Origin of the sequence: Chitinophaga polysaccharea, from assembly GCF_007829335.1 — a bacterium.
Taxonomy (GTDB): Bacteria; Bacteroidota; Bacteroidia; order Chitinophagales; family Chitinophagaceae; genus Chitinophaga; species Chitinophaga polysaccharea_B.
Genome location: NZ_VIWO01000003.1, coordinates 33562 through 48944, shown reverse-complemented (window position 1 = coordinate 48944; position 15383 = coordinate 33562). Strand labels below are relative to the sequence as shown.

Sequence of the window (15383 nt, the reverse complement as noted above, 5' to 3'; positions counted from 1 at the left end):
TTGTAAGATTTTAAAAGCTATTTCACTTTGCCCAGCCAGAAACTGTTTTGGGTAATCACGTTGTTATTGAGAAACAGTACTCTTCCTACCGGCCATTTCCAGCCATCGGCATCAAAGCGGCTCTGCGGGAATATGCCACCACCATTCAGATCCTGGTTGGTCAGGAAACCGGTCCGTACCAGGTCATACCAACGTTGGCCTTCGCCATACAGCTCGCGGGAACGCTCGCGGAGCACTTCCCATTTAATGTTGTCGATATCATCGGCAGTACGTGGAGTCGCTTGTGCACGGGCTCTTACGGTATTGATATCCTGCAGTGCAGCACCTTCATTACCCTGATCGGCATAGGCTTCGGCACGCAGCAGCAATAAGTCTGCATAGCGCAACAACATAATATTGGCATCTACTGATGCACCGCTGTTGTCGCCCGGATTTTTATAACTGATATTTTCCCGGTTAGGACCTGCAAATTTACACAGGATCACATCATAGGCATTGCTATTGTCAGTTAACCCGGAGAAGAAATAATTGGTACGTACATCGGAAGAAGGCACGTCATACAGGGAGTAGATCAGGTCGAGATTTACCACATCTACTTTGGAGCTTTTATTATAGATAAAAGGCGCCTTCATCAGGCTATAATAAAAACCGGTTTGTATTTGTTGCTCGCCGTTAGCAGCCTGCATGTTAATCTCGAAGATACCTTCGTTTGATTTTCCGTGGAACACTTTCGGATAGTTCGCATAAGGCTCCAACTGGTACATACCGCTGTTTTCCACAGAGTCAACCGCCGCAATAGCGTTGGTAACATCAGAAATCACCTGTCCTTTATTCAGGAAATTTTTCCACATATACACATGTGCCAGCAACCCAAAAGCCGCGCCTCTGTTTGCTCTTACCGCTCTTTCTGTACCGGATTTATACTCCCAGGGCAGCAGGCGGATCGCATTTTTCAGATCGCTTACGCAGCTATCCAGGATGGTCTTTTCGCTGGTTCTGGGAATGTTGGTGGAATGTGCGGGGTCAGCATCATATTGAAATACCGCCGGTACATCGCCCCAGATACGGGCCATATAGAAATAAGAAAATGCACGCAGGAAATACGCCTCTCCCAGGAAACGGTTACGGGTACGGGTAGGGTTGTCCGTAAACTGGTTATCGGGGATGTTGGGAATATTATGCAACATAATATTCGCCTGGGTAATTATTTTGTAGTACGGCGACCAATCGTGATATTTATCCAGGTAAGAACCCAGGAAATCGGCATTGCTGAATCCATCTCCGCCCTTTACCAACGCTCTTACATCGTAGGTGGTATAGTCTGCGAACTCGAATGCCGGCAGTGAACCATACGCAAAATGCGACATGCTCTGGTCCCAGTCTGTATTGGTGGTTAAGGCCCGGCGCAATAACGCATATCCACCGGCTGCCCCCTGCTCTGCATCCCGCTGGTTTTGCCAGAAAACATTGCTATAAGGCGAGTTAATCGGATCCTGGTTTAATAACTTGCGGCAAGACACCAATGGCGATAGCATCAGCCCCGCTGCCATCACTGTAAATATATTTTTAAGACAATTCATATCAACTTCTTTTTAAAATTAAAAACCAACATTTACGCCCAATGTGAACTTCCTTGGAATGGGGTATCCACCACCGGTGTAAGTACCTTTCTCATCCACCGCTTCCGCATCGGGTACGCTGGATTTCTGGAACATTTTCACGTTGTCGATCACGCCGTAAATCTGCAACTTACTGAGTCTTGCGCGTTGTAATAATTTAGGCCCTACGGTATAAGAGAGGTTCAGGTATTTGATACGGGCATAAGAACCGTTTTCCACAAAGGCAGAAGAAAATGGTAAGAACTGGTAGTAATAATTCTGGCTATAAGGGATTACCTGCGCATACTTGCTTTGGTCACCCTCTTTATGCCAGCTGTCGATGGAAGCAGGGTCAATAGCTGCTACATCTGCATAACGGTTGGTTAATGCCTCCAGCCTGTCGGACATGTATTTATTATAGATATCACGTTTCAGGGTAAAGGTCATATATACCTGCAGGCTCCAGGGGCCATACATAAAGGTATTGGTAAAACCGCCGGTGCAACCCGGGTTAGGATTACCTGCACGTACTTTATCATTCCAGTCCCATACGTCGTAGTCGCCATTCTGATCTACCCAGATAAAATCACCCGGTTGCACAGTATGGTTACCATTCCAGTAGGTCAATTTCTCACCAGTATAAGGATTGAAAGGAATATCTTTTGCGGTACTGTATACGCCCTTGTTCTGCATCAGGTAAAACTCGTTGATCGCTCTTCCTTTGGTCAGGATATAGGTCATACCGGTATTATTATCAGGTACTACGAGATCACGGTTGCCATTAGGCAATGCCACAATCTGGTTTTTGATGAAAGAGAGAATCAGGGTAGAGTTCCACTGGAACTTGCTGTTAGCCGGCATAATACGACCTTGTACGGTAAATTCCACACCGGTGTTACGTACATCTACCGCGTTGGTGTTAACTTTATTATACCCGGTAGTGGCAGGCAGCATCAGGTCGAACAGTTTGCGGGAAGTGCCGCGGTTGAACGCATCTGCTGTAACATTCAGACGGCCGCTAAAAAAGCTCGCATCAATACCGATATTAGATTGCAGCGCCTGTTCCCAGGTTAACCCATTCTGTGCTACCCCGTCGCTAAAGTTGGGTGTTACTGCATTCACTCCGTTGTAAGTACCGCCATTAGACCCTCCGTAGGTTCCCTGGTTGATGCTGTAGGTATTGAATGGCAGGTAATAACCAGCAGGCAAACTACCGGTAACCCCGAAGCTACCGCGTATTTTGAGGTACTCTACCCACTTTTTCACCGGCGCCATAAACGGCTCTTCGGAGATATTCCATCCGGCGGAAACAGAAGGGAAGTATCCCCATCTGCTGTCCTTACCAAAACGGGAGGAAGCATCTGCGCGGTAAGCAAGTGACAACAGGTATTTTTCTTTATAATCGTAGTTCACGCGGGAGAAGAAAGACAGCAGACCGGCAGATTGATAATTGGATCCGGAAATCAGGTTTCCGCCAGCATCATAGAACGCCAGGTAGTTTGGAACAAAGCCCTGTACTACTTTCACGTTGTCGTTGCTCAATGCACCTGCACCGATACCGGTGTATTCATTCTTCACACTATTGATGGTGTTACCCAGCAACACGTTGAGGTGATGATCATTGTTCACTATGTTGGTCGTGTAACTCAGGGTGTTATCGAGGTTCACGTTTTCATAGCGCGACTTACTGCTTTGTGCATAAGACAGGCCTGCTACATTGAGTGCTCCCGGTCTGAAAATATCGCGGGAGTTCACGCTCGACTGTATAGAGCCCGTAGAAGCAAAACGCAGCTTTTTACTGAAATCGTAGTTGAGCGTTACACTGGCAGTGATATCGTCATTGATATTTTTATCTCTTCCATCGGTAAAGTCGCCTACGTAGTTTTTCTTATCTAAATCTGAAAGGTTAAAGAGAGAAGATAAGTACTGTCCGCCGCTCAGCGGGATCACGTCTTCACCAGGTGCTGTACCGCGGCCCCTGGATCTATCGCCGCGGCTCAGGCGGAACAGGGAGCTAACATTCAGCTTAGTGCTCAGCTTCACGCCCATGGCAGCAGACACCGTGTAGCGTTTAAAGCCGGTCCCTTTAATGGTACCTTCTTCATTGTAGTAGTTGCCGCTAATACGGTAGTTGGTCATGTCGTTGGCGCCGGCTACAGAAAGATCATAGTTCTGTATCAGGGCTTTCTGGTAAAACAGGTCCTGCCAATCGGTAGCTCCTGTGAAAGCCGGATTGAGACTGTCTGTCAGCAGCATAGGTATTCTGATGGCCAACTGGTCATAGCTCAGGTTCTTTTGGAGGAAATTCATTTTAAACTGCCTTTCTTCCGCGCCGCCAAATACTTTTTCGAAATTAGGCTGCTGCACTAAACCGGTATATGCGGAAACGTTTACCTGTGGTTTACCAGGCTTTCCGCGTTTTGTTTTCACGATCACCACGCCGTTGGCGCCACGGGAACCGTAGATAGCTGCCGCAGATGCATCTTTCAGGATGTCGATCGATTCAATATCGTTAGGGTTAATACCGGCGATATAGTTGGTACCGGTGTTATCAAATGCAGCCGCATCATCCATAGAAATGGGAATATCATCGATCACAAATAAAGGCGAGCTCAAAGTGCGGGCAGCAGAGGCGTTGCGGCTAATGGAAGTATTTCCTCTCACCACAAAAGATCCACGTACACCAGGTTCACCGGTAAAGTTTTGTACGTTCAATCCCGCAGCACGGCCTTGTAACAGCTGGTCGAAGCTGGGAGAAGGCAGGTTTTCAATTTCCTTTCCTTTCACGCTGGAAACCGCGGCTGTTACGGTTTTACGCTTTACTTCCTGGTACCCGATCACCACTACGTCTTTCAGACTTTTAGCATCGGGTTTTAATGAAATGGTGTAGGAAGTATTACCCGTGAGGACGATGGTTTGCGTTTCAAAGCCTATATAGGAGATGGAGAGCTTGCCAGAGTTACCTCTTAACGTCAGGGTGAATTTACCATCTGGTGTAGTAGCGGCCCCATTGTTGGTCCCCACTTCTTTCACAGATACACCGGGTAGTACAACCCCCTTGTCATCTTTAACAGTACCGGAGATTTTTCGCTCCTGGGCCCATACCTGCAGGCATAGCAGTCCCATTAGCGCTAGCAATAGCAACTTTTTGTGCATAGATTCTGGTTTAATAAATTAAGCTGGAATTATCAGATGGGTTGATAACTACCTTTTGTTCACTGGAAATCGTTTATTGTTTTTTTTGTTTTTCGGTTGACAGTCCTGAAATGTTATTCACTTATTAACGTTCACGGGAAATAATCTTCTTCTTTTGAAATTTGTGTAAGAATGTCATTATCGATCCTGGTTAATGTTACTGATATTAATGCTCGTAGGTATTGTTCACTTATTAATGCACGTTGATAATAACTGTCTACTTTTTTGGTTGATATTACCTCAATTGTTCACAGTTCCGGGGGGGAAATTAGAAATGTTAAAATTTTCTTAATAGGTAATGGGGTAATTATTGACAATACCGTGACGAAGTGAATTACTATACCAATATTGCTCCGGGCAGAATAAAGCACATGATAATCAATAAATTAAAAAATACTCATTTATCATATCAAGACATAGAAGATGAAAATAAAATCATAATACGGTAAAATAACACCATCACAAAGATACATACAAGACAATCCGGTGATAAAAACTTATCATGCATTTTACCCATACAAATATTGATCACCAGCGCCAAAAACAGCTTTACTCACTGTTATCTATATACGAAAAAAGCACCCGTCATTACGTTGTTTAAACGGGAAATCTATCTTATTTATTGGCTTGTTGCCAAGGACTGGCAACTATTAATTATTTTTGCCGGATAAACTTTAGGCGCCTGAAAAAAGTACGGAAAATATTATCTGTCGTGTTACTCTGTTTGTTAGGCCTTGTCATCCTGATCGGAATACTGGTAAACATCCCGGTGGTACAGAACTTCCTCGTAGGGGAAGTGACCAGCCGTTTATCCGAACAGTTGAAAACAAGGGTACAAATTGACCGTGTAAAGTTTCAGCTGTTCAATCATATGCAGCTGGAAGGCGCGCTGATAGAAGATCAACACCGTGATACCCTGTTGTATGCCGGCAAATTACAGGTACGCATTACCGACTGGTTCTTTTTCCAGGACAAGCCGGTGATTAAGTTTATAGGGCTGGAAAACGCACAGGTCAACCTTCTCCGTTCCCGCAAAGACTCTGTGTGGAACTATCATTTCCTGGAAGAAGCGTTCTCCGGTCCAACAGATACCAGCCATACGCCCAGCAAAGGCATTTCGCTGGACCTGAAAAAAATAGACCTCCGCAATATACAGTTCAACCAGGTAGACGCCTGGGTAGGTGAAGATATGAGGGCCTCCGCCAAGCGCATTTACCTGGATGCCAAAAACCTCGACCTTCAAAAACATAATATCGATATCCAGGAGCTCACCCTCACCTCACCTGCTTTTATTGTGAGCAGTTATGCGTCTTCCCCCCTGCGCCACCGCCGACGCCCTGCTCCGGGCACCAACCCCGTGGATAGTAGCCAGATCAATGAGCTCCGGTGGAACAGTGCTAACTGGAAACTTATTATAAAAGAGATTAATATCAAAAACGGGATTTTTGGCGTCGATAATCCCGACGATACCACCAAAATTGAAGAAGGCTACTTTGCGCCACATCATATCCGCTTCAATGATATCAACCTATCCCTCACCAATACCAGCCTGGTAAAGGACAGCGTGATAGGCGACCTTACCCTGCGCACCAAAGAGCGCAGCGGCTTTGAAGTGAAGAAACTGAGCAGCCGATTTAAAATGTCGCCCGTAGAAATGGAGTTCTCGCAGCTCGACCTGGAAACAAACCGCAGTCATATTGGCGACTACTACACCATGCAATACAGCGATATCAGTGATATGAGCAATTATATCGACGATGTGTTCATGCAGGCGCATTTTAAAAACTGTAAGCTGTCATCCGACGATATTGCCTTTTTTGCCCCGCCTCTCTCCTCCTGGAAAAAAGAAATTATCCTCAACGGAAAGGCCCGGGGTCCGGTAAGTAACCTGAAGGCATCAGAAATAGACCTCAGCGCCGGCAATACCACCCGCCTGAAAGGAAGCCTGGAAATGCGCGGCCTGCCGGACATCTACGAAACATTCATCGATTTCCATACCGACGAACTGGTCACTACTGGCAAAGATGTGATGCAGATCATGCCTATCATAAAAGACGTCGTTAATACCGTTCGCATCGACCGGTTGTCCAATATCCATTTTCAGGGAAGCTACACCGGCTTCATCAACGACTTTGTGGCCTATGGCCAGTTTCAGACCAACCTGGGAAAGCTCAACTCCGATCTGAACTTTAAAACCAGCAGGGATATACCGGTGTACTCCGGTAGCCTCAAGGCCAGCAACTTTGATATAGGCAGCCTTTTCGACAACGATAACCTCTCCACCGTTTCCCTGGATGCCAAAGTAGACGGCGCCGGCTTTAACTTTAAAACGCTCAAAGCCAGTGTGGATGCCAACATCCAGGAAATTGCCCTATTCGGCTACAATTATCGTAATATCAAAACCAAAGGGGAAATGAGCCGGAAATTTTTCAATGGCTCCCTCACTGCCAATGATCCCAACCTGGATATGGACTTTGCCGGTACCATCGACTTTAACGAGGCCCTCCCCGTATTTAATTTCAATTCAGAAATCCGTAAAAGCGACCTGAAAGCACTGCACCTCACAGAAGATTCCGTTACCCTGCAGGCCAAGCTGGATCTCAACTTTAAAGGCAGTAACATCGACAATTTCGATGGAAGCGCCCGGATGTATGAAGTATCGGTGTTCAAAGACAACCGGCGACTGGAGTTCGACTCCCTTAATGTACTGTCGCATATCGTGGATAATAAAAAAGTACTGGAATTTGCCGGCAGTGAAATCAGCGGGTTTGTAAAAGGACAATATAGCTTCCTCCAACTACCCAATGCCTTTCACCTGCTGCTGTATAAATATTATCCCAGCTATTTCAGTCCACCGGCACAAACCAATATCAACCAGGACTTCACCTTTGCCTTCAACCTGGGAGACGTGGACAAACTGTTGAAAGGGTTTACCAAACAGTTTACCGGCTTTAATCAAAGCCGGGTCGACGGCGCCCTGAATACCATGAACGGCGGCAACCTGGCACTGAATATCAACATACCGGAAGCCGGCTTCCAGGGTTACCATGTACAGGATTTACAGGTAAAGGGAGAAGGTAATTTTAATAAGGTCAATATCAGCACCAGTATTGGTAAAATATTGTCCGGTAAGAATGTGATGTTTGAAAATCCCGTGATACTGGCCAGCTCCGGGCATGATACCTCCTATGTGAAAGTAGACCTTTCCGCAGAAGACACGTCATCCCTGGATGGCTTTTATGCCCGTATCATCACTGTAGCGGAAGGGGTGAAAGTCAATTTCCTCAACAGTGCCTTCACCGTTAACGAGCGCCAGTGGAACGTAACACCCGGCAATGAAATTTACTGGAGCAAACACTTTCTCACAGTAAAAAATTTCCGCATTACCCGCAATGATCAAAGCGTTACCATAGAAACGAATGAGTTTAACCCGGATGAGTCGAAGTTCATCGTTACCCTTAAAAACCTGAACCTGGCCGACGTTATTCCCGCGCAACTCATTACTACCCGCATTGAAGGGATTACAGACGGTACCATCAATATTGCGGATCCAACCGCCAACCTGGACATTAATACCGCATTGAGAACCCGGGAGCTGCGCATAGACAACGATTCTATCGGGATCGTGAATGTAGATGGCTCCTATCATCATCAAACGGGCATAGCTACCTTTAGTGTGCAATCTGACAATGAAGGCAAAGCTTTCGCCGCACAGGGACAGATAGGCCTGCTGGCCAGCAACAATAATATCGACGCGGGCATCCAGCTTAATGGAACCTCTATCAGCCTGTTGAACAAGTACCTGGCGGGCTATGTATCGAACCTCACCGGTACCGTAGCCGGTAATCTCAAAATTGGCGGCACTACTATGCAGCCATCGGTGAAAGGCACTCTTTCCCTGGATACCGTGGGCGTAACAGTAGATTACCTGGGCACCCATTACCGGATACCCAAGCTGAACATCAATGTGGATGATAACCTGATTGAATTCGGCAACTTCGTACTGGTCGATAAAAACAATACCCAAGGTAACGCCAGCGGCTATATCAGCCATGATCACTTCGACAAACTCAATTTCGATTTCGATGTAACCGGCCGTGGTTTCGTTTTCCTGGGTACCACCGCCAATGACAACGACCTGTTCTACGGGGATGTTATTGCCGATGGCAAAGTATACTTCTCCGGCCCCATCAACGATATGCAGATGCATATCCTGGCCAGGCCCATCAAAGGCACCCACTTCTACCTGCCTATGTCCGACAGCAAGGATATCGGTAAATACGATTACATCACCTTCAAAACCTATGGTACCGAGATCGTAGAAAAGAAGAAGAAAAAAGATAATACCAAGCTCACCGTCAAGCTTGATATCGCTGCCAACCCGGATGCACAGATAGATGTTATCCTGGATGCCACTACCGGCGATATCATTTCGGCCAACGGTACCGGCAACCTGCAGATCACCGTGAATACTGAAGGTGATTTTACCATGTTCGGGAATTACGAAATCAATAACGGGTCCTACAACTTCACGTTCCAGCGCTTAACCAGCTGGAAATTTGATATAGAAAAGAACAGCAGCATTATCTGGAATGGCGATCCTTCGGAAGCGCGGGTAAATATTATGGCCAAGTACTCCCTGCCCAAGGTGAGTCTTTATAACCTGGTAGGACAAGGCACCAATATCAGCGCTGACAAGCTGGCTACCCGCACCGAAAAAGTGGATGTACTGATCAACCTGCGTGGCGCACTGTTGAAGCCTGACATCACCTATTCCATCGAATTACCAGAAGTAGGCAGCCTGGCTTATGAAAGCGGGGTAGCCGCCCACCTGAAAGAAATCAATAACGACCAGAACAAAGCCTTGTTCCAGGTATGGGGACTATTATTTTCCAACCAGTTTTTACCCGATGATGCCACCACTACCGCGGCGGCCAATGTAGGTATTACCGGTAAAAATAGTGTAGGGCAGGCTTTATCTGCCCAGGCCCAGGCCATTTTGAACAATATTACCGGCGCCCTGCTGAAGGGAAGCGGTATAGGCGTAAACGTTAACTACCGGGCTTATAACGTGGGCGGTCCCCAGGATAACTCTTCCGTAGACCGTAACCAGGTAAGTGCTGGTATTACCAGCAACCTGTTTAACAACCGTTTCCGTTTATATGCCGGTGGCGACTATGACTGGGGTAAAACGGCCACGTCTGCTAATACCAACCGGTTTGCGGGCGACTTCCGCGTCGAATACCTCCTGACGCCTGATGGCCGTTTCCGTATCAACGCCTTTAGTAAAACGGACTACGACGTATATAACCTCAACAACCGTACGAAATCCGGCGTAGGCATTTCCTATATCAGGGAGTATAACCGATTTTCCGAACTATTCAACGGGGGGAGCCGTGGCCGGCGCACGCCGCTGCTGGATTCGCTACGTAAGGCCGCTGCCTTGAAAAAGGAGCAGGAGGATTCCGCAAAAGCGACCAAAAAGACTACAAAAAATAATGAATAAGGCGGGTTAAACGACAAAGGAGAAAACCAGTTGTAGCACCGGTTTCCTCCTTCGCGTGGTTTATGGGTTACCGGCATGTTACCACACCGGTCACGCGGCCTTATGGGCCGTCATATGTGTCTATCCTCTGAGGATATCATGACCTAATTTATCTCTCTTGGTTTTCAGGTACCCTTCATTATGTGGGTTAGGATGAATTTCGATAGGTACATTTTCCACTACTTCCAGTCCATAACCGCTTAAGCCGGCGCGTTTGCGCGGGTTGTTGGTAATCAGGCGGAGTTTGGAGATACCCATCTGGCGGAGGATTTGTGCACCTACGCCATAATCGCGCTCATCCATTTTAAAACCAAGTTCCAGGTTAGCTTCCACGGTATCCAGTCCTTCTTCCTGGAGTTTATAGGCTTTCAGTTTGTTCATGAGGCCTATACCGCGTCCTTCCTGGTTCATATATAATATAAGACCTTTCCCTTCTTTTTCCACCATCTGCATAGCGGCATGAAGTTGTTCCCCACAGTCGCAACGTAATGAATGGAGTATATCTCCTGTTACACAAGAGGAGTGCACACGTACTAGTACCGGCTCATCTTTTTTCCAGTTCCCTTTTTTCAGGGCCATGTGAATTTCACCGGAATTGATCTGTTTAAAGGCCACCAGCTCGAAGTTGCCGTATTTGGTGGGCATCTGTACCTTAACGCCTTCCTCGATCAGGGTTTCGGTGCTGAGCAGGTAAGCGATAAGGTCTTTGATGGAAATGAGTTTGAGATCGAATTTGGTAGCTATTTCGCGCAGTTGTGGCAGGCGGGCCATGGTACCGTCTTCATTCATGATTTCCACCAGTACGCCGGCGGGTTCGAATCCTGCCAGGCGGGCCAGGTCGATCGTAGCTTCGGTATGGCCTGAGCGGCGTAATACGCCTCCTGTTTTGGCTTTCAGCGGGAAAATATGCCCGGGCTTGCCCAGGTGTTCCGGTTTGGTAGTAGGATCGATCAGCGCCTGCACAGTTTTGGCCCTGTCATGTGCGGAAATGCCGGTAGTACAGCCGTGCCCGAGCAAGTCGACCGATACTGTAAAAGGAGTTTGGTGCAGGGCCGTATTATCGCGTACCATCATCTCCAGTCCTAATTCCTCACAACGTTCTTCCACTAAAGGAGCACATATCAGCCCACGGCCGTGGGTACTCATAAAGTTGATAATCTCGGGTGTTACATTGCGTGCTGCTGTTACAAAATCACCTTCGTTTTCACGGTCTTCGTCATCTACTACGATCACCAGCTTACCGTTTTTTATATCTTCTATTGCTGCTGCTATTGTATCTAACATATAATATTCCCTCCGGGTCAGTAATGTGAATGGCGCAAAGTTACGACATATACCTGTGAAAAGATGAAGTGGAGGAACCGTTGATTTTTGTCAAAAACATATTGCAGACAGGTTAATTATACAAAGCGATTTTATTGTATAAACAAATAAATTAATACGATTGAATTTCATACAATTAAATACAGATAAAGTTCACGCGGGGTGTATGTTTCATTCATTATTAATAACACCTATTTGAAAAATTATAATTTTTGATACAAATTCTCAGAAATCGTATTATTTATTACGCGTCCACTAGATGATGTTCAATTTTTCAACCAGCAGGCGAGATATCCACAGTCTACTTAACAATTTGTTAATTTGAAGTTAAAATTTTCACAAGAAAAATGATCAACTTTGCGCCTGAAACAACAACATCTTTGCTTTATGGGGTTTAAAAAATTACTCTTAACTTTTTCATTGTTAATCACTGTTCTCTTTACTTATGCACAGGTTACCACCAGTAGCATCACTGGTGTGGTAACAGATTCAAAAGGCCAGGGCCTGATTGGAGCTACAGTAAAAGCAACCCACACACCTACCGGAACCATTTATGGAACAACAACCCGTAATGGTGGTGAGTTCACCATCCCCAACATGCGTGTTGGCGGACCGTACAAAGTGGAAGTATCTTTCATTAGTTATGGTACCGAAACTTTCAGCGACATCTTTCTGAAACTGGGTGAACCGCTGAAGATTAACGTAAAGCTATCTGAGGGATCTACTACTCTGAAAGAAATTAGTATTACTGGTACTAAAAACACCGTTAAAGGTAACGGCGGTACTGCCATGAACATTTCCCGCACTCAGCTTAATAACCTTCCTTCCGTTAACAGAAGCGTACAGGATTTCGTTAGACTGAGTCCCCAGGCTTCCGTTTCTACCAACGGTAAAGACGGCTCACCAATGGGTATTTCCTTCGGAGGCCAAAGCAATAAATACAACCAATTTGCAGTAGACGGCGCTGTAACCAACGACGTATTTGGTTTGTCTGCCTCCGGTACCAATGGAGGCCAGGCCGGAGCAAATCCTATTTCTATAGAAACGATTGACCAGTTACAGATTGTACTGAACCCTTACGATGTTAAACAGAGTGGCTTTACCGGTGGTGGTATCAATGCCATTACCAAAAGCGGAACAAACGATTTCCACGGCGCTGCTTATTTCTTCTATCAGGGCCAATCTCTGGTAGGTAAGGCTCCGGATTCAACCCGCGCCCGCTACGGCGATTTCACTAATAAGATTTTCGGTGCTTCTCTGGGCGGACCCATCATAAAAAATAAACTGTTCTTCTATGTAAACGCCGAAAGATCTGTCAGAAAGAACCCAATAGATTTTAATCCTGGAACTGGATCTTCCAATGTAACCACAGATGAACTGAAAAGTATTTATGATTTTGTGGCAACTAAATACAAAGTGGATCTGGGAAGCTATACGGACCAGGAACGCAATAAACCAGCTACAACGCTTTTCGGCCGTATTGACTGGAACATCAATTCTGTTCACAAACTGACGATACGTCATAACTATTTGAATGCGAGTGATCTAATTTACAGCAGGAGCAATAGTTCTGCCGCTTTTGCAAACAACTATTACAAATTCCCTTCAAAAAGTAATTCCAGTGTTATTGAGTTGAACTCCAACTTCTCTAACAAATTGAGTAATGAATTGAGGGTTGGTTATAATAATGTAAAAGACAGGAGGACTTACGAAGGACAGCCTTTCCCTACTGTTACTATTAATGACAACGGGCGTACCATCAACCTGGGTAGTGAGTTTTCCTCTACAGCCAACGCCCTGGATCAGAGTATCTGGACTATTACAGATAACCTGACCATGTACAAAGGTAAGCATACCATCACTGTAGGCGCAAATGCTGAAATTTACAAGATCAAAAATACTTTTATACAGGGCGCTTTTGGTTCTTACACATATGATTCCATCAATGGATTCATTAATAATCTGAAACCAAGACAATACCAGATCAACTACAATACAGCTGATTCAACCCTTCGTGATGGTATTGGCTTTAAAGCAGCCCAAATCGGTATCTATGCACAGGATGAGTGGAATGTCAGGAAAAATTTCACCTTGACTTACGGTGTAAGAATAGACATTCCGATCTTCCCAACCACTCCTCCGGATAACGTTGCATTTTCAAAAGATCCCAGCTTTGCCGGTTACTCCACTACTACCATTCCGAAATCAAGACCTCTGATCGCTCCACGCATTGGTTTCAACTGGGATGTTACTAATGATGGAATGACCACCATTCGTGGTGGTGTGGGTATTTTTACCGGCCGCGTACCATTTGTATGGATCTCCAACCAGTATGCCAATACCGGTAACGTTTATACCAATGTGAGCTTGAGCGGTGCCGCCCTTCCAAACAACTTCCGCTTCAACTACGATGGAAATAGTCCTTTCTATGGACAATATTCTGCCGCCAACCTCGCTGCAATGGGGGCTAATGTAGGAAGCCGCCCTTCCAATATCAACCTTTCTGACAGGGACTTCAAATTCCCTCAGATGTTTAAAACCAACCTGGCAATAGAAAGAAAACTGCCATGGGGCATGAGCGCTACTATAGAAGGTAACTTTACCAAAACGCTTAATAATGCCATCTGGGAAAATCTGAATATTATCCAATCTAACGACAGTATTTCTTTAGGCGGTGGTATTAAAAGACCAACCTGGGTAAAGAAAAACAAAAACTGGGGTGACCAGATTCTTTTGTTGAAAAATACCAATGAAGGTTATACTTATAACATCTCCGGTGAGTTAACCAAACAAACAAGCAATGGTCTATTCCTGAAAGTTGGTTATTCTTATGGTGATTCCTATGCAGTTAATGATGGTACTTCTTCCACAGCCGGCTCTAACTGGCGCTTCGGACCCAATGTCAATGGATTGAACAACCTGGAATTAGCCCGCTCTAACTACAGCATGGGTAGCCGGGTACTGGCGGTAGTTTCCAAAACCTTTAAATATGGTAAAGAAGACAAATTCCGTACTACGGTAACGTTGTTCTATAATGGTCAATCCGGTATTCCTTACTCATGGGTATACTTCAACACAGTTGATCCTACTGGTGATGATTTAGGCTCCAATGGCAACAACGATCTGATCTACATTCCTAAGGCAACAGAAGTTGCTGCTATGAACTTCGATCTGATTTCCCAGAAAGATTCCAAAGGTAATGTGATCTACACCCGCACTCCAGATCAACAAAAAGCTGACCTGGAACGTCTGATCACCAATGATAGCTACCTCAGTAAGCATCGTGGTGAAAATGCCAAGAAGAATGCCAGCCGCACTCCGTTCGAAAATATCTTTGACTTTAAAATAGCGCAGGTATTGCCTATTTATAAAAATCATAAAGTGGAAATCACTTTCGATATCCTGAACGTAGGCAACCTACTTAACAAAGACTGGGGCAGAACATACTTCATTGCTAACAACGCGTCTACACCACTGACCTTCAGAAAATTTGATGCAGCTGGCAATGCAGTTTTCCAATATGACAGAAGAAGAGAGATAGATGGTTTTGGTAATGAAAAACCATACTTCATCAACAACTTCACCGCCCGTTGGAGAGGTCAATTAGGTCTTCGCTATAGCTTCTAATCATTTTCTAGCTTATAAAATAGAAAACCCTCCGTATAGACACGGAGGGTTTTTCTATTTTATCAACTTTCCAAGATTACCGTCCTCCCGGCCTT

5 protein-coding genes are annotated in these 15383 nt (G+C 45.5%); 2 read left to right on the top strand and 3 right to left on the bottom strand.

Features of this window, described 5'->3' with window-relative positions; genetic code table 11:
- Positions 1–17 precede the first annotated feature (17 nt).
- Both FHW36_RS11845 and FHW36_RS11840 read right to left on the bottom strand, forming a co-directional pair.
- Positions 18–1580 (bottom strand): RagB/SusD family nutrient uptake outer membrane protein, encoded by a 1563-nt coding sequence (locus FHW36_RS11845; protein ID WP_145668069.1) that lies wholly within the window; start codon positions 1578–1580, stop codon positions 18–20.
- Positions 1581–1598: 18 nt separating this feature from the next.
- The gene (locus FHW36_RS11840) at positions 1599–4754 is read right to left on the bottom strand and encodes a SusC/RagA family TonB-linked outer membrane protein (protein WP_145668066.1); all 3156 of its coding nucleotides are present in this window, start codon (positions 4752–4754) and stop codon (positions 1599–1601) included.
- Positions 4755–5505: 751 nt separating this feature from the next.
- On the opposite strand from FHW36_RS11840, the gene FHW36_RS11835 reads away from it, so the two are divergent.
- Positions 5506–10299: a translocation/assembly module TamB domain-containing protein gene (locus FHW36_RS11835; protein ID WP_145668063.1), complete on the top strand. Its 4794-nt coding sequence runs from the start codon at positions 5506–5508 to the stop codon at positions 10297–10299.
- Between the two features lie 120 nt (positions 10300–10419).
- Here the strand turns inward: FHW36_RS11835 and FHW36_RS11830 are convergent, their stop codons facing one another.
- Entirely contained in the window at positions 10420–11622 is a 1203-nt protein-coding gene (locus FHW36_RS11830; RefSeq protein ID WP_145668061.1) for a bifunctional 3,4-dihydroxy-2-butanone-4-phosphate synthase/GTP cyclohydrolase II, read from the bottom strand.
- 459 nt (positions 11623–12081) lie between these two features.
- On the opposite strand from FHW36_RS11830, the gene FHW36_RS11825 reads away from it, so the two are divergent.
- Positions 12082–15288, top strand: a complete 3207-nt coding sequence (locus FHW36_RS11825) for a TonB-dependent receptor (RefSeq protein WP_186452401.1) — start codon at positions 12082–12084, stop codon at positions 15286–15288.
- Positions 15289–15383 lie beyond the last annotated feature (95 nt).